Origin of the sequence: Rhodococcus ruber NBRC 15591, assembly GCF_001894945.1 — a bacterium.
GTDB classification, from domain to species: domain Bacteria; phylum Actinomycetota; class Actinomycetes; order Mycobacteriales; family Mycobacteriaceae; genus Rhodococcus; species Rhodococcus ruber.
In genome coordinates this window covers 84,354-100,645 of record NZ_BCXE01000019.1, presented here as the reverse complement: position 1 = coordinate 100,645, position 16,292 = coordinate 84,354, and the positions used below count along the sequence as shown (strand labels likewise).

At 71.9% G+C, this 16,292-nt stretch carries 16 protein-coding genes; 6 read left to right on the top strand and 10 right to left on the bottom strand.

Annotated features, from left to right (window positions below):
- Nucleotides 1-29: 29 nt before the first annotated feature.
- The 4 genes from RR3_RS12070 to RR3_RS12055 form a co-directional block, all read right to left on the bottom strand.
- Nucleotides 30-368 carry a transglycosylase family protein gene (locus RR3_RS12070; RefSeq protein ID WP_017681788.1) on the bottom strand — a complete coding sequence of 113 codons (339 nt, stop codon included), beginning with the start codon at nucleotides 366-368 and terminating at the stop codon, nucleotides 30-32.
- A gap of 379 nt (nucleotides 369-747) precedes the next feature.
- A complete protein-coding gene (locus RR3_RS12065; protein ID WP_026138013.1) occupies nucleotides 748-1,266 on the bottom strand; it encodes a type III secretion system chaperone family protein in 519 nt (172 codons plus the stop codon).
- Nucleotides 1,263-2,600, bottom strand: coding sequence for a D-inositol-3-phosphate glycosyltransferase (gene mshA / locus RR3_RS12060; RefSeq protein ID WP_010592103.1), 1,338 nt, complete (start codon nucleotides 2,598-2,600; stop codon nucleotides 1,263-1,265). Before mshA ends, RR3_RS12065 begins: the two co-directional genes overlap by 4 nt.
- Nucleotides 2,601-2,707: 107 nt before the next feature.
- Nucleotides 2,708-3,409, bottom strand: coding sequence for a winged helix-turn-helix transcriptional regulator (locus RR3_RS12055; RefSeq protein ID WP_064065781.1), 702 nt, complete (start codon nucleotides 3,407-3,409; stop codon nucleotides 2,708-2,710).
- Between the two features lie 63 nt (nucleotides 3,410-3,472).
- Here RR3_RS12055 and RR3_RS12050 point away from each other — a divergent pair, with 63 nt between their 5' ends.
- Nucleotides 3,473-4,651, top strand: coding sequence for an acyl-CoA dehydrogenase family protein (locus RR3_RS12050; RefSeq protein ID WP_064065782.1), 1,179 nt, complete (start codon nucleotides 3,473-3,475; stop codon nucleotides 4,649-4,651).
- Here the strand turns inward: RR3_RS12050 and RR3_RS12045 are convergent.
- Both RR3_RS12045 and RR3_RS12040 read right to left on the bottom strand, forming a co-directional pair.
- Nucleotides 4,626-5,447 (bottom strand): alpha/beta fold hydrolase, encoded by an 822-nt coding sequence (locus tag RR3_RS12045; protein WP_029539844.1) that lies wholly within the window; start codon nucleotides 5,445-5,447, stop codon nucleotides 4,626-4,628. The genes RR3_RS12050 and RR3_RS12045 overlap by 26 nt on opposite strands.
- A 5-nt stretch (nucleotides 5,448-5,452) precedes the next feature.
- Complete coding sequence (locus tag RR3_RS12040) at nucleotides 5,453-6,643, bottom strand: MFS transporter (protein WP_040270889.1); 1,191 nt, start codon at nucleotides 6,641-6,643, stop codon at nucleotides 5,453-5,455.
- On the opposite strand from RR3_RS12040, the gene RR3_RS12035 reads away from it, so the two are divergent.
- The 3 genes from RR3_RS12035 to RR3_RS12025 are packed head-to-tail and all read left to right on the top strand — an operon-like array spanning nucleotide 6,642 to nucleotide 8,949.
- A complete protein-coding gene (locus tag RR3_RS12035; protein ID WP_010592108.1) occupies nucleotides 6,642-7,424 on the top strand; it encodes a PIG-L family deacetylase in 783 nt (260 codons plus the stop codon). The two genes, RR3_RS12040 and RR3_RS12035, sit on opposite strands and share 2 nt — an antisense overlap.
- Before the next feature lie 23 nt (nucleotides 7,425-7,447).
- Nucleotides 7,448-7,909, top strand: a complete 462-nt coding sequence (locus RR3_RS12030; RefSeq protein WP_010592109.1) for an SRPBCC family protein — start codon at nucleotides 7,448-7,450, stop codon at nucleotides 7,907-7,909.
- Nucleotides 7,910-7,914: 5 nt separating this feature from the next.
- Complete coding sequence (locus tag RR3_RS12025) at nucleotides 7,915-8,949, top strand: tocopherol cyclase family protein (RefSeq protein ID WP_064065783.1); 1,035 nt, start codon at nucleotides 7,915-7,917, stop codon at nucleotides 8,947-8,949.
- Between the two features lie 78 nt (nucleotides 8,950-9,027).
- Here the strand turns inward: RR3_RS12025 and RR3_RS12020 are convergent, their stop codons facing one another.
- Entirely contained in the window at nucleotides 9,028-10,284 is a 1,257-nt protein-coding gene (locus RR3_RS12020; protein WP_064065784.1) for an ROK family protein, read from the bottom strand.
- A gap of 395 nt (nucleotides 10,285-10,679) precedes the next feature.
- On the opposite strand from RR3_RS12020, the gene RR3_RS12010 reads away from it, so the two are divergent.
- Nucleotides 10,680-11,636 carry a TauD/TfdA dioxygenase family protein gene (locus RR3_RS12010; RefSeq protein WP_040270874.1) on the top strand — a complete coding sequence of 319 codons (957 nt, stop codon included), beginning with the start codon at nucleotides 10,680-10,682 and terminating at the stop codon, nucleotides 11,634-11,636.
- Nucleotides 11,637-11,698: 62 nt separating this feature from the next.
- Complete coding sequence (locus tag RR3_RS12005) at nucleotides 11,699-12,442, top strand: SDR family NAD(P)-dependent oxidoreductase (RefSeq protein WP_010592114.1); 744 nt, start codon at nucleotides 11,699-11,701, stop codon at nucleotides 12,440-12,442.
- A 213-nt stretch (nucleotides 12,443-12,655) separates the two neighbouring features.
- Here the strand turns inward: RR3_RS12005 and RR3_RS12000 are convergent, their stop codons facing one another.
- From RR3_RS12000 to RR3_RS11990, 3 genes are all read right to left on the bottom strand, one after another.
- Nucleotides 12,656-14,254: an MFS transporter gene (locus tag RR3_RS12000; protein WP_010592115.1), complete on the bottom strand. Its 1,599-nt coding sequence runs from the start codon at nucleotides 14,252-14,254 to the stop codon at nucleotides 12,656-12,658.
- A gap of 120 nt (nucleotides 14,255-14,374) precedes the next feature.
- Nucleotides 14,375-14,584, bottom strand: a complete 210-nt coding sequence (locus tag RR3_RS25155) for a hypothetical protein (protein ID WP_010592116.1) — start codon at nucleotides 14,582-14,584, stop codon at nucleotides 14,375-14,377.
- A 521-nt stretch (nucleotides 14,585-15,105) separates the two neighbouring features.
- Nucleotides 15,106-16,281, bottom strand: coding sequence for a L,D-transpeptidase (locus RR3_RS11990; RefSeq protein WP_043804083.1), 1,176 nt, complete (start codon nucleotides 16,279-16,281; stop codon nucleotides 15,106-15,108).
- Between the last annotated feature and the right edge of the window lie 11 nt (nucleotides 16,282-16,292).

Here is a 16,292-nt window from a genome sequence, read left to right as displayed (position 1 = left end):
CGAGCCCGGGCACGTGTCCGAGTGTCGGATCAGAGGTACTGACCGCACACCGGCCACGCGCCGCGACCCTGGCCGTCCAGGACGTTCTCGGCGATGGCGATCTGCTGCTCCCGGGTCGCCTGGTCGGCGGTGGGGGCGTACTGCTGGCCGCCGTAGGCGTTCCAGGTGCTCGGAGCGAACTGCAGGCCGCCGTGGTAGCCGTTGCCAGTGTTGATCGCCCAGTTCCCGCTGCTCTCGCACTGCGCGACGGCGTCCCAGTTGCCGGACGCGGCGTTGGCGGTGCCGGTGCCGAGGGCGAGCGGGGTGACGGCCAGGGCCGCGGTGGCGGCGACGGTGCCGAGGGCGCGCTTGAAGGTGAAGTTAGCCATGATGCGGTTGAATTCCTCTCGCGTCTGCTGGCGAGGCACTGCGGCGGCCGACGATGTCGATCCCGCTGCCCGGATTCGGAGCTGTGCCTCGTCCCTGCCCCTCGATCAGGTATCGAGTTCCGGTCCCGCGGGGCAGAGTCAGCGGCGACGGGCCGGTCTTGCTTGCCCGGTGGTATCGGGCTGATTACGACGCTAGAGAGTCATCACGGATCGGTCACGCGCTGTTTTCCGGCACGTGCGTCCCACATTCCAAGATCGGGCGGCGCCGTTTTCCCAGGTGACGTCGGAAGTATCGCCGTTTCGACACCGCGTAGTTACACGGCCGTTATGTGACCAGGCTCACAGTAATATTGTGGGACGGGTCACCGATATCGCGCCGTTACGGCTGCGCGTCCTCCACCACGAAGGGCCGGCCGTCCTCGATCAGGTGCCGGAAGGGTTCGAGGTTGCGCAGCGACTCGCCCCGCGAGACCCGCCACTCCCATTCCCGCTTGATGGAGGCGAGGAAACCGAGTCCGAGGATGACGTTGAAGTCGTGATCGGCGGCCTCGAGCACCTGGCCGAGCACCGCGTCCAGTTCGTCCGGAGTGACCGATGCCTCCGACATCCGGCCGACGAGGTAGATGTCCCCGATCTTGTCGAGGGTGTACGCGACCCCGTACAGCCGCCGATTGCGCCGGAGCAGGAACCGGTACACGCCCTCGAAGTTCTCGTCGGGCTTGCGGCACACGAACGCCTCGACCCGCAGGCCGTGGTTGCCGAGGGAGAGCAGGGTCGTCGTCTTGAGCTTGTTCTCCCCCGGCAGGTCGACGACGAAGTGCCCACCCTCCTTGCGGGAGAACTCGAGGCCGCGATCGCGCAGCGTCGCCTCGATCGTCTCGCTCAGTCGCTCGCTCACGCCCGCACCCCCGTCGTCCGCCGGATCTTCCACACTCCGCGCTGCCGGCGCAGCGGAAACTCGCCGCTCGCGAGGGAGCGGTTCCGCAGCGCACCGGCCTTACGGTAACTGGCGAGCAGCCCGTCCGCCGTGTGCTCCCAGGAGAAGTTCTCCGCGTGCAGGGGCGCCGCCGCCGCCAGCACGGCCCGCCGACCCGGATCCGTGACCAGCGAGCGCAGCGCGGCGGCCCAGTCGCTCGTGCGATGCCCGTCGACGAGCAGCCCGGTCTCGCCGTCGCGCACCGCGACGCCGAGGCCGCCGACGTTCGCCGCCAGCACCGGGGTCCCGCACGCCTGCGCCTCGATCGCCACCAGGCCGAACGACTCGGAGTAGCTCGGCACCGCCACCACGTCCGACGCGCGGTAGACCTGCACGAGCCGTTCGGGAGGTTGCGGGGGCAGGAACGTCACCCGGGCGGCGATCCCGAGCTCGGCGGCCAGGTCGATCAGCGAGTGCGGGCGCTCGAGCCCGGTGCCCGAGGGCCCGCCCACCACCAGCACCCGCAGGGGCACCTCGGGGTCGGCGGCCATCGCCGCCGCGGCGGCGCGCAGCAGCACGTCGGGTGCCTTGAGCGGCTGGATCCGGCCGACGAATGTCACGATCGTCTCGTTCGGGTCCAGCCCCAGCTCGGCGCGGGCGAGCGCCCGGTCCCCCGGCCGGTAGCGGGACAGGTCCGCGCCCGGCGCCACCACGTCGATCCGTGACGGGTCGGCACCGTAGCTGCGCTCGAGCTGCGCCGCTTCGTCGATCGTGTTGGCGACGAGCCGGTCGGACTCGGCGACCACCTGCTGCTCGCCGATCTGCCGGGCCGCCGGCTCGGGCACGTCACCGTCGGCGAGCGAGGCGTTCTTCACTGCGGCGAGAGTGTGGGCGGTGTGCACGAGCGGGACGCCCCACCGGTCGCGGGCGAGCCAGCCCACCTGGCCGGACAGCCAGTAGTGCGAGTGCACCAGGTCGTAGTAGCCCTGCGGGTGCCGGGCCTCCTCCCGCAGCACCCCGGCGGCGAAGGCGCACAACTGCGTGGGCAGGTCGTGCTTGTCGAGTCCCTCGTAGGGACCGGCGGCGACGTTGCGTACGAGCACGCCCGGTGCCGCCTCCTGCACCACGGGGTCCGCCGACGAGGTCGCCCGGGTGAAGATCTCCACCTCCACCCCGCGCCGCGCGAGCTGCACGGCGGTCTGCAGAACGTAGACGTTCATTCCGCCGGCGTCCCCGGTGCCGGGTTGGGCGAGAGGCGAGGTGTGGACCGACAGGACGGCCACGCGGCGGGGACGGCTGTTCGACTTCGACGTCACTTCTCCATACTGCCCTGCCGGGCATCCCCGTCCGGTTCCGCCCTCCCCTGCGCTCCGTCCCGCTGCGCCCCGACCGGGCTCGTCTGCGCGACGTCGCACCCGGCCGGTCAGGACCGCTCGCCCGTCTCGGAACCCGTGACTGCGCGGCGCACCGCGGCGTGGAACGGGCTCCACAGGAACCAGACGCCGAACCCGCGCACCAGCGCGGCCGGCCCGTGCAGTCGCACGCTGCCGTCGTCGAGCGCCTCGGTCAGCGTCCGCGTGCCGGCGAACACGCGCATCAGGGCCACCGGTTCCGCGGTCACGTACACGTCGACGTCGAAGCCCGGATGCTTCCGGCACACCGACGGCTCGCCGCGGTCCAGGACGATCCACAACCGGATCGGGGCGGGACCGGTGTAGTCGAACTCGATCACCACCCGCTGCGGCGGCACCCGCTCCCGGTCCACCCGCCGGTGCATCCACCAGGTCAGTGTCACGGGGTCGACCTCGGCGGGCAGGGGCTCGGAGAACAACCACTTCACCGCCCACTCCCCGATCGCGACGAGGATCGGGGCGAGTTCGCGGCCGGCCGGGGTGAGGTGGTACTCGCAGCCCCGCGCCTGCGGGACCCGCTCCAGCACGCCCTTGCGCTCGAGGTGCCGCAGCCGGGTGGCGAGGAGGGTGCGCGAGATGCCGGGCAGACCGCGTTCGATCTCGTTGAAGCGGGTACTTCCGTAGACCATTTCGCGCAGGATCAGCGGGGTCCACCGGTCGGCGAGCACCTCGCTGCCGATCGAGACCGGACAGTACTGCCCGTACTCGCGCACACCTCCAGAGTAGGTCCAGAACGTGCACTGGGCGGTATCGATCCGTGCTCCTACCGTCGAGACATGACCACCGTAGACATCACCCAGTACCCCCGATCCCGGCCCCGCGAGGAACTCGTCGCCGGCGCCGACGAACTCGGCCGGCGGATCGCCCCCTACGCCCGCGCCCACGACCGCGACGGCACGTTCGTCGCCGAGGCCTACGAGATCCTGCGCTCGGAGGGCCGTCTCGCCCTCGCCGTCCCCCGCGAACTCGGCGGCGGCGGCGCGACCGTGCGCGATGTCGCCACCGTGCAGCGCACCCTGGCACACCACTGCGCGGCGACCGCGCTCGCCTCGGCCATGCACCACCACGTCGTGCTCGCCGCCGCGTGGCGGTACCGGCACGGCGCGCCCGGCGCGGACCGGATGCTGCGCCGCGTCGCCGAGGAGGCGCTCGTGCTCGTCTCCACCGGCGGCGCCGACCAGACCCACCCCCGCGGGTCCGCCCGGAAGGTGCCCGGCGGCTACCGCGTCGACGGCCGCAAGGTGTTCTGCAGCCAGGCCCCCGTCGGCGACGTGCTCGCCACCATGTTCCCGTTCGACGACCCCGACGAGGGCCGCATCGTGCTCAACATGATGATCCCGATGAACACCGACGGGGTACGAGTCCACGACAACTGGGACTCACTGGGCATGCGCGGCACCGGCAGCCACGACGTCGAGCTGACCGACGTGTTCGTCCCGGACGCGGCCGTGGTCGCCCGCCGCCCCTACGGGGTGATCGACCCGCCGTTCCAGCTGGTGCTCAGCGTCGCCATGCCCGTGGTCGCGGCCGTCTATCTCGGCGTCGCCGAGACCGCGCACGCGCACGCGACCGCACTCGTCGCCGGAACCCCGCGGGCGAACGACCCGACGGTGCGCCGCCAGCTCGGGGTGGCGGCCACCCGCCTGCAGGTCGCGTCGTGGGCCCTCGACGGTGCCCTCGACACCGTCGGCGACGATCCGGTGCCGTCGATGAGCACGGTCGCCGCGGTGATGACCGCCAAGGCCGAGATCGCGCGGACCGCGATCGAGGTGTGCGACCTGGCGCTCGACGTCGCCGGGGGCCGCGGCTTCTACCGGTCGAGCCCGCTCGAACAGTGCTATCGCGACGTGCGCGGGGTCAAGTTCCACCCGCTCACACCGGAGGAGACGCTCCTGCTCGCCGGGACGCAGGCGATCGGGTCGGTGGACGCTACAGCGATCCCGCGAAGCGCGTGACCTCCGCGGCGAACCGCTGCGGGTCCTCGACGAACGGGCCGTGGTCGGTGCCCTCCCAGTACGACGTCGTCGCGTTCGGCAGCAGTGCCGCCGCGTGCTCGGCGGCCGAGACGTCGACGACCGAGTCGGCGGTGCCGTGCAGGACGAGCACCGGGATGTCGAGACTGCGCAGCAGCTCGTCGTTGCTCACCGTCCGGGCGAACATCGCCGCCCGCACGCGGGGCGGGGTGCACAGGCTGGTGCCGAACAGCGCCTGCGCCGCGACGCCCGTGTCCGCCCCGGTCCCGGTGAGGGCGGTGCCGAAGGCACCGAGTGCGCGGATCGCCGTCGCCGCATCCTCGGACATCGCGTCGGGGACGGCGGCGCGCATGGCCGACCCGACCTTGCCGCCCTTCTCACCGCGCCCGATGCTGGTGATCGCGCCGACCAGCACGATCCCGGCGACGCGGTCGGTGCCGTGCGTCGCGAGGTAGTCGCAGATCACCAGGCCGCCGTAGGACCAGCCGAGCAGCACCGCGTCGTGGGCGTCCTCGGCGCCGAGCACGGCCTGCACGTCCCCGGCCCACAGTTTCGACTCGTCGTATCCGGTCTCCGGGGCGCCCGAGTACCCGTGTCCGCGGAGGTCGACGGCGATCACCCGGTGGGTGCGGGCCAGCTCGTCGAGCACGGACTCGCCCCAGCACCGCGACGACTGGGCCCATCCGTGCAGCAGGACCAGCCGGCGGTGGGCGGGATCGCCGGTGACGCGGTAGACGATGGGGGTGCCGTCGGAACTCTCGACCTCACGGATTGTCATGCGGGTCACCCTAGCCGGGCGAGCCGGGCCACTCCCACGGCACACGCGCACCCGACGAGCGCGGCCACGACGGCGACCGCGATGCCCGCACTCGGCCCGGACCGGTCGATGACCTGACCGACGACGGCGGAGCCGACCGCGACCCCGACCCCGAGTCCCGTGACCGTCCAGGTGATGCCCTCCGTGAGCCGGCCCGGCGGCACGATCCGCTCGGTCAGGGAGGTCGCGACGATCATGGTGGGGGCGACGGCCACCCCGGCCGCGAGGTAGAGCACGGCGAGGGCCGGCACGGTGCCGGCGAGCAGCAGCGGCCACAGCAGCACCGCGACGGCCGTCGTCGCCCCGAGTAGCTGCCGCGTCAGCGGCGCCCGCAGCCGCACCGCACCGAAGACGAGGCCGCCGAGCGCGGATCCCGTCGCGAACATCGCCAGCACCACGGTCGCGGCGCCGGGCACGCCCTGCTCGGCGGTGAACGCGACCCCGACCACGTCGACGACACCGAAGATCGTGCCCATCGCCGTCATCGCGACCACCAGCACGAGCAACACCGGGATCCGCAGCACGCTCACCCCGGGCGCACCCCGGGCGACCGGGCGCGCGGGCGGTTCGGTGCCGCGCTGCACGGCGAGGGCGACGGTGCCGATCACCAGCAGCACCGCCCCGAGCAACGCGCCCGCCTCGGGGAACGCGGCGACGCTCAGCCCCACCGACAGCACCGGCCCGACGATGAAGCACAGTTCGTCGATCACCGCCTCGAGCGCGAACGCGGTCCGCAACCGATCGGTGCCGCGGAGCAGCTCGGTCCACCGGGCCCGGACCATGGCACCGATCGTGGGCATCAGTCCCGCCGGGATCGCGCACGCGAACAGCAGCGCCTCGGGGGCCTCCCACCGCACCCCCGCCAGCATCGCGGCGGTCGCGGCCGCGCTGATCCCGGCGGCGACCGGCAGGACGCGGAACTGTCCGTGCCGGTCGGCGGCCCGCGAGACCAGCGGGGTGAGCGCGGCGTAGGACAGCGCGAACACCGCGGCCAGGGCGCCGCCGAGGCCGTAGTCGCCGCGCAGCTGCGAGAACATCGTCACGATGCCGATGCCGACCATCGCGATCGGCAGCCGCGCGACGAACCCCGCCAGGCAGAACCCGGCGGCGCCCGGCGCGGTGAACAGTGCACGGTAGGAGCGCATTCGTGCCAGCATGCAGTACGTGAGCGTGCTGGTGTGTTTCCATGCCCATCCCGACGACGAGGTGTTCACCACCGGCGGGGTGATGCGCCTGGCCGCGGACGCGGGGCATCGGGTGGTGCTGGTCGTGGCCACGGACGGTGCCGCGGGCGAGGTTCCCGACGGCCTGCTCGGTCCCGGCGAGTCCCTGGCCCAGCGCCGCCGCGCCGAACTCGAGGCGTCGGCCGAGACGCTCGGGGTCGCCCGCCTGGTGCCGCTCGGCTACGCCGATTCGGGCATGGCGGGGACGCCGCGGAACTCGGACCCGGCGGCGTTCTGCAACGTCGATGTGGAGGCGGCCGCGGCCCGGTTCGCGGCCGTGCTCGAGGAGGAGAGCGCCGACGTCGTCACCATCTACGACCCCAACGGCGGGTACGGGCACCCCGACCACGTGCAGGTGCACCGCGTCGGTGCCCGGGCCCAGGAGCTGACGGCACATCCGTCGGTGTACGAGGCGGCCATGAACCGGGACCACATCCGTCGCCTGCTCGCCGCCGCCCCGGAGGTGAGCCCGGACGCGGCGCCACCGGACCTGGACACGTTCGGCCTGCCGGAGGCCGAGATCACCACCACGATCGACGTGTCCGCGACGATCCCCGCGAAACGGGCGGCGATGCTCGCGCACGCCTCGCAGGTCGGTGACTTCGGGCCGATGCTGGCGATGACGCCGGAACAGCTCGCGAGCGCGTTCGGGCTCGAGTGGTTCCGCCGGCGCGGCGCGGAACCGGCGCTGCGCGAGCACGCCCTGCCCCTGTGACCGATCCGACCGAAGGAGCACGAATGGGCCACCACATCGAGCTGAGCCGTTCCGTCGACGCCCCACCCGACCGGGTGTGGCGGGTGCTCACCTCCGTCGACTCGGCCCCGCAGGTCCTGAGCGGGGTGGACAGTGTCGAACGGCTCGCGGGCGTCGGCTACGAGGTCGGCACCCGCTGGCGCGAGACACGCACGATGTTCGGCAGGGCGGCAACCGAGGAGATGACGGTGACGGCCGTGGAGCCGGGGCGGCACACGGTCGTCGAGGCCGAATCCGGCGGGGTGCGCTACCGCACCGAATTCGACGTGGCCCCGGATCGGGCCGGCACGATGCTGACCGTGCGGTTCTCCGCGGACGACGGACGTCCCGGCCGGATCCGGCGGGTACTGACGGCGCTCCTCGCTCCGCTGGGCCTGCGGGCGACGCGCACGGCGCTGCAGCGGGACCTCGACGACATCGCGGCCGCGGCCCGGGCCGGGATCTGAGCGCCGTGTCGCTGTACTCGCGCTACCGCGCCACCGGCGCCGACCTGCCCTTCGGCGACCCCCTGACGGCCCACGACGTCGCGATGGAGGGGTACTTCTGGCGATTCACCCAACCCGGAACCGAACGGGTGGTGATCGCGCTGTGCGGCGTCAACCGCGCCGGCGACGGGTCGTGGGCGACGCTCGGCCTGGCGGCGCACCCGGGCGGGTTCCTGCGGACGACGGCGCATCCGGACGGATTCGCCGACCCCCTGCGGCTCGGCGCCTCGGCGGGCACGGCGTTCCGCGGGGAACCCGACCGGCTGCGCGTGGACCTCGGCGACGACGCACGCCTCGACGTGCGAGTGACGGCGCCCCGGCCGTGGCCGCGTCGCCGATTCGGCGGCTCCAGCGTCTTCCACGCGGTTCCCGCCCTCAACCAGTACTGGCACCCGTGGCTGCTCGACGGGCGGGCCGAGGGCGAGGCCGTGCTCGGCGGCGAGACGTGGAACCTCGACGGCGCGCAGGTGTACGCGGAGAAGAACTGGGGCAGGGGCGGTTTCCCGGAGTCGTGGTGGTGGGGCCAGGCGCACGGCTTCGCGAACTCCGCCGCGTGCGTCGCCTTCGCCGGTGGGCAGGTCCACGCCGGTCCCCTGCGGACCGAGGTGACGGCCGTGGTGGTCGCCCTGCCGGACGGGCCCGTGATCCGACTCGGCAACCCGGTGGTCTCGCCGGTGCGAGCCCACGTCACCGACGAGCGGTGGTCGCTGTTCGGGCGCGGGCCGCGGTGGACCGTCGAGATCGAGGGGACCGCCCCGCTGGGCGACGCGCACGTGCTGCCGGTCCCGCTGCCGCTCGAACGCCGCAACGTGCCCGGCTCCCTCGAGCACCTGGCGGGCTCGTTGAGCGTGACCGTCCGAGACCGCGGCACCCCGGTGTGGGCGGACGAGTCCCCCCTCGCGGCACTCGAACACGGCGGTCTGGCGCGCGCACGGGCCGAACTGGACCGTCGCGCTGCGCCGGCGGACGCCACGGACGCCCCGCCACTGCGCAGCCGATGACCGGCGGCCCCGGATCCGCGCACTTTCCGGCCACACGCGAATGAAATCGTATGCTCGGATGGATATTTCGTGCGCGTATCAGCCCAGCGCCCGGCGCATCGCTCCGAGCGGATCGGAGTACAGCGAACTCAGGGACACCACGCTCGCGGCGTGCGCCTGTACCCGGTCGCCGAATCCGGTGACGCGGACGTCGGCGCCCGACGTCGACCCGAGCGCGCGCGCGACGTGCGGTGCCGCCGCCGGGTACGCGGTGAACGCCTGGCCGCCGAGGATCACCCGGTCCGGATTGAACAGGTCGCGGAGCATCGCGACGGACCGCCCCAGCACCTGCGCGCGCTCCGCGAGGATCTCGTGCGCCTCGCGAGAGCCGTTGCGGGCCAGCGCGTACAGTGCGGCGACGGACGTGGCACGCGCGTCGAGCAACCCGGCGGCGCGGGCCCGGGCCAGCACCGCCCGGTCGGCGACGGTGGCCTCGAGGCAGCCGCGGGCACCGCAGGCGCACGGCACGGACGATCCGGTGGGCAGGTGCGAGACCGAACCCGGGCCACCGCGCGGCGTGTGCACCCGGCCGTCGAATGCGATTGCGATACCCACGGTTTCACGGGCATAGAAGTACAGGGTGACGCCCTCGACGTCGGCGGTGTCGCGGTCGGGGGTGAGCAGCAGCTCCGACGCGGCCATCGCCTCGACGTGCGCGGCGACGGAAACCGGCAGGCCCAGACCCCGGCTCACCACGGCGCCGACGGGCGCATCCGCCCAGCCGAGCCGCGGGTGGTCCACGGTTCCGGTGGCCGAGTCGACGCGCCCACCGAGCGCGACGCCCGCCCACAGCGGCATGCGCCGATGCCAGCGCGCCGCGAAGGCCTTCGCACTGCCGGTGATCGTCCCGAGCGCCGCCTCCTGGCCGCCGCGCGGAGTGGGGATCTCCACCCCGCCGATCACGCGCCCGCGCAGATCGCTCGCGACGATGCCGGTGACGGCCGCCCCGACGTGGATCCCGACGGTCAGGTAGCGCTCGTGGTCGGTCTCGAACGGCACCCGGGGCCGGCCCACGGCGCCGGACTCGATCAGATCCGGCCGCTCCCGCAGCAGTCCCGCGGCGAGCATCGCGGAGACCTGTCGGTTGACGGTGGCGATGCTCGCGCCCGTCGCCGCTGCCGCCTGGTCGCGGCAGATCGGCCCGCGCGCCGCGGCGGTCCGGAACACGGCCGCGGCGGTGCCGTCGGCGATCTTCAGTTCGGGCGGCACGATCTGCACGCGCGCCGTCGGCTGCACGCGGGCGGCGGCGCCGCGGGACCGGGCACCGGTCTTCGGACGGACGGCATTGGGGTACAAGACATTCGATGTGGTTGCTGCAGACACTGCGGCTCTTCCTCGGGGACGGGTTCGAGGACCCGGGGCGTGACGGGGAGGCGCCGATCCGCTCGACCGTGGCGATCCGCCGGGTGACGGCGGGCGACGAAGCGGGGCGCGAGGTGCGGTGTCAGCGACAACACAGGTCGCGCGCCAGCGGCAGCCGCGAGCCCAGCGCGGCGGTCACATAGGTGACCCGCGGAGCACGGAGACGGCGAGCTGACATACCCGCAACCTAGCCGCCGCGCGCCGCCGTGTCCACTCCGCCCGGCGACGCGCAGGCAACCATCCCGATCAGGGTGACGAAAACCCTTACGCCGGAACACCACCGGTGATGAGGTCGACGGTACCGATATCCGATCCACGAAAGGTCCTTCATGTCTGTCGATTTCGATACCCGCACCGCACCCGCTCGCGACGTGACCGTGGTCCGCCTGGGCGGGCACGTCGGTGCCCGCATCGACGGAGTCCGGCTCGGCGGCGACCTCGACGGGCGCACCGTCGAAGCGATCCGTCGCGCGCTGGCCGAGCACAAGGTGATCTTCTTCCGGGACCAACACCACCTCGACGACGCGTCGCAGTACGCGTTCGCCGAGTTGCTCGGCACACCGACCACCGCGCACCCGACGGTGACGTCGCGCGGGGCGCACGTGCTGCCCATCGACTCCGACTACGGCACAGCGAACAGCTGGCACACCGACGTCTCGTTCGTCGACCGCATCCCGAAGGCGTCGATCCTGCGCGCGGTGGAACTGCCCCCCTACGGTGGTTCGACCACGTGGGCCTCCGGCGTGGCGGCCTACGAGGGCCTGCCCGGACCGCTGAAGACACTGGCCGAGAACCTGTGGGCCACCCACACCAACGTGTACGACTACGCCGCCGAGAGCGCCGAGCACCTCCGCGACGGCGCCGACGAGCGGGTCGCCGAGTACCGCGCCGAGTTCCGGTCCGAATACTTCGCGACCGAGCATCCCGTGGTGCGGGTGCACCCCGAGACCGGGGAGCGGTCGCTGCTGCTCGGCCACTTCGTCGAGGGCTTCGTCGGGTTGAGCGGCCGGCAGTCGCAGGCGCTGTTCCGGCTGCTGCAGGACCACCAGACGCGGCTCGAGTACACCACCCGCTGGCACTGGGCCGCCGGCGACGTGGCGATCTGGGACAACCGGGCCACCCAGCACTATGCCGTCGCCGACTACGACGGCCGGCATCGTCGGCTGCACCGCATCACCCTCGCCGGCGACGTCCCGGTGAGCGTCCACGGCGAGACGAGCCGGTCCGTCGCCGGCGACGCGGGCGCCTACTCGATCATCGAGACGCCCCGGCCGCTCGCGTCGTAGCGGGTGCCGCGGTCGCGCGGACCCCCGCGCGACCGCACCCGGGGCACCCTAGGATCGCTCGCATGACGATTTCTCCCGATTCCCCCGTCGCCGTCGTCACCGGTGCCTCCTCCGGCATCGGCGAGGCCACCGCCCGCACCCTCGCAGCCCAGGGCTTCCACGTCGTCGTCGGCGCTCGCCGCGTCGACCGGATCGAGAAGCTCGCGGACGAGATCGGGGGCACGGCCCTCGAGCTGGACGTCACGGACGAGGACTCGGTGACCGCCTTCACGACGGTGCTCCCCCGGGTGGACGTCCTGGTCAACAACGCGGGCGGCGCCAAGGGCATGGCCCCGGTCGCCGAGGCCGACCTCGACGACTGGCGCTGGATGTGGGAGACCAACGTCCTCGGCACACTGCGGATGACGAAGGCCCTGCTGCCCAAGCTCGTCGACTCCGGCGACGGCCTGATCGTCACGATCACCTCGGTGGCGGCGTTCCACGCCTACGACAACGGCGCGGGCTACACCTCCGCCAAGCACGCCCAGGCGGTGCTGCACCGGACGCTGCGCGGTGAGCTGCTCGGCAAGCCGGTGCGTCTGACCGAGATCGCGCCGGGCGCGGTGGAGACCGAGTTCTCCCTCGTGCGGTTCGAGGGCGACGCCGAGCGCGCCGCCAAGGTGTACGAGGGCATCACGCCGCTGGTGGCCGAGGACATCGCGGAGATCGTCGGGTTCGTCGCGTCGCGCCCGTCGCACGTGAATCTGGACCAGATCATCGTGCAGCCGCGCGACCAGGCCAGCCCGTCGAGGTTCCACCGCCACTGAGTCCCGATCCCCTGAACCGCAGTCCACCGAGTCGCGGTGCACCGACGAGACGAGTGGCGTGCGCGTGCCGGAGTACTGCAGTCATTCCTGCCACGCAACGACGTCGCGCGGAACTCCACGGCATGCGGCTCGGGCATGATGATCGTCCGTCCACGGCAGGGGGACGGACGATCTCGGGTCGAAGGTCCACCCGAGCCGTGACATTCCCGTCCGTCAGTGCGGTTCCGTCCGGTCGGAGACCGTGGACGGGGTGTCCGGTAGCCGATTCATTCGGAACGAGTTGAACAGCCCGAGGAGACCGGCCAGGAGCGGAACGAGCAGCGCCACCTGCAGGGCGAGAGGCCGCGCGTCCGTGTTGATGCGGATGATCTCGTCCTGAACGTCCGGGGGCTGATCGGCGAGCAACTCCGTGAGCTGGGTGTTGCTCATGACCTCGGCGTCGTCCTCGAGCACCTGTGCCACCTGTTGCTGCTCGGCTGGGGGAAGGACGGTGCTCGATTCCGCCATCGCGGTGAACGTGATGGACAGCGTTGCCAGCATGATGGCACCGGCGAACGCCAACCCGAACGACAACCCGAACGATCCGGCCGCCGAGTTCACACCTGCTGCCTCGCTGACACGCTCCTGCGAGATCGGAGCCAGCGTGTAGTTGTTGAGTTGCGACACCAACAGCCCCAGACCCGACCCCGCGATCATGAGGGGGACCACCAGGGCCCAACCGAACTCTGCCCGGGGCACGATCGGGATCAGCGCCACGATCCCGATCGTGAGCAGAACGAATCCCCACCGGATGATGCTGCTGGGGCGCCGATCGCCCGCCTTCTTCCCCGCGAGCAGCGCCACTGCGAACATGCTGAGGGAGAGGGGTGCGAGGGACAAACCCGCCTGCATCGCATTGTATTCGAGCACCATCTGCAGGTAGATCGGCAGCGCAATCATGGTGCCACCCAGCGCTATCTGCTGGAGCATCTGCTGGGAGATCCCCAGTCTGAAGATCTTGGACGTGAACAGATCCGGGTCCAGCAGGCTGGGTTCGCCTCGCCGCTTGCGCCGCCCGAGCCAGTACGCCAGTCCGGCCAGGGCCGCCGCACCGCTCACCAGGAGCGCGGCGACTGCCTCGCCGCCCTCCTGCCACACCAGGATTCCCAGCACGATGCCGCCCATGCCCAACACCGAGAGCACGGCACCGACTGTGTCGACGCCCCGAGGTCCTGTGTACGGCACATCTCGGACGAGTCTGATGCCGGACAGCACGATCGCAATGATGACGACCTCGAGCACGAACGCGAGGCGCCAGGAAAGGTAGGTGGTGATGAAACCTCCGAGCAGCGGTCCGACGGCCGCGGCGATCGCGGCCGCCGCCCCGACGAGGGCGTAGACCTTCTTCTGATCGTCTCCTTCGAAGTTGCCGTGTATGAGGGACTGCATCGCGGGCAGGAGGAGTGATGCGCCGATTCCACCCAGAAGTGCCCAGAAGACGATGACCGCCGTCAGGCTCTGCGCGAGTGCCATCGCCGCCGCACCTACGGCGTAGCCGAGCAGACCCAGCACGTAGGCACGTTTGCGTCCGATCAGATCGCCGACCTTGCTACCTATCAGGATGAACGCCGCCGACACCAGCGCCTCGAGCGCGATCGCCGCCTGGACGCCGCTCACGGTCGTCTCGAGATCCCGGACCACCGACGAGATCGAGACGTTCATCAGTGACGTGTCGACGACCAGCACGAACATCGCCATCGCCAGCAGGATGGCCAGCAGTCGTTGCGGGCGCGCTGCCCCCGCGGAACCGGCGGCGGTCGATTCTTCGGTCACGGCAGACCCACCCTCCTCGCATCCGTGGACGTGGTCGAACGCCCGGTCGCCCGCGTCGGGCTTGCGGGGGCGGGTGCGTGTCCACCAGGGCCGGGTCCACCCAGCCGCTCCCGGTCGTCGTCACCACGACCGAATCGCCGCGCTGGAAACCCCGACCCGGGTCAGGCCCTCGACTGCCACGGCCGCCCGGCTCTCGGAGTCCTCGGCCGAGGTGAGCCCGGCATAGCTCCGAATCGGCTCCAGGGCCGGGCGGTCGGCGAACGCGCGCCACACGAAGGCTGCGAGCACGCCCGGCCCGTATCCGATCGCGGCAGTGATCCCGCAGATCATGCCCTGCAGGAGCCCGCCGCGCGGGAGCGAGCGACGGCGTGAACGACAGACACGCGAAAACGAGTGCACCCCAGCACCCCGGAAAGGTGACGTACAGCAGCTTCCGGCGTTCCCCGGCCTCGGGCGGCCCACCAGCGTCGGTGCCGGCGGCATTCCGGACCGCCGCGGCACCCTGCCCGGTCTCGAGCCGAACTCCATGGTCGTCCGGTGCCTCTGGGGTGCTCGGCAGCGAACCGCCGCGCGAACCCGGGACCTTCGGTTCCATGGTTACCTCCGCCTACATGATCACCCTCACGCCGTCCCGTCGCCGGCGTTTCGGATGCGATCGGTCGCGATCCCACAAGCACGACCGGGTCCCTGATTGCCCGCGTCGGGAGCTTCTGCACCTCGGCACCGAAGAGCTTTTCCAGCACGTGAGAATTCAGCGGATACTCGGTGGCCACCGACGACGCGCGGTCCCCCCGACAGCGCCGCAGCCTGCACCCGTTGCCGCTCGGTGCCGCCCCGGTTCCGGCGGGTTTCTACAGCGCGGACATCGACTGCCAGGTGGGCCAGTCGATCGCCCAGTCGTACAGGTCGCCGTCCGCGGCGGACAGCTCGATCGACGTTCCGGACACCTCGACCGGGTCGCCGTACATCGCCGTCGCGAAGTACTCCTGGGCGTCCCCGAGCGAGAGGTTGATGCAGCCGTTGGTGACGTTGGTCGCGCCCTGCTGGCCGAGGGTCGCGGGGTTGGCGTGGATGAACTCGCCGTTGTTGGAGATCCGCACCGCCCAGCGTTCCCGCACGTTCTCGTAGTACGGCGGGTTGGACATCAGGAAGTCCTCGTGCTTCTCGGTGACCACGTGGACGCCGCTGCGGGTGACGTTGCGGGCTTGGTTGCCCTGCCCGTAGCTCACCGGGATGTCCATGATCGTCACCCCGTCGCGCACGACCTGCATGCGGTGCGACGTGGCGTCGGCCACGACGACCTGGCTCCGGCCGACGGTGAAGTCGAGGGTGAGGTCCTCCGCCCCGTAGGCGCCGTCGCCGTAGTCGAGGCCGTAGAGCCGCGCGTCGAGGTGTACCGCGGTGCCCGGCGTCCAGTACTGCTGCGGGCGCCAGTGCGCGCGGGCACCGCCGTTGTCGTCGGGCAGCCACGCCCAGCTGCCGACGGTCGGCGGGTCGGTGCCGACCACCATGGCCTTCTCGACGGCGGCCTTGTCGGTGATCGGGCCGTCGAACTGGACGATGATCGGGGCGGCGATTCCGACCGGCTGTGCGTCGGCGATGTTCAGGTTCGCGGAGACGACCCGGTCGGGGTCGACGGTGTCGAAGCTGCCCTCGACGGCCACGGTCTCGTCGTCGGAGCCGACGGCCGTGCCGGACCAGCGGTAGGTCGCGCCGTAGCCGAGCGGTTCGGCGACGGTGTAGCTGCGGCGGTCGGCGGCGAGGGCGCCACGCACGACGGCGCTCGTTCCGACGTTCGTGAGGGCGACGTCGGTGAGCTCGCCGTCGGTGACCGAAACACGGACCGGGGCGGTGGGGTTCACGTCGGTGGCGCCGTCGGCGGGGTCGGTGACGATCGACACGACGGGCCCGGTGCCGGCGGGTACCGCGCTCCCGCCGGGACCCGACGAGCACGCCGCAAGCACCGCGACGAGTGCGAGCAGCCCGAACCACAACAACCGACGACTTCGTTCACCCAGGTGGAGCACTCCGACGAGGG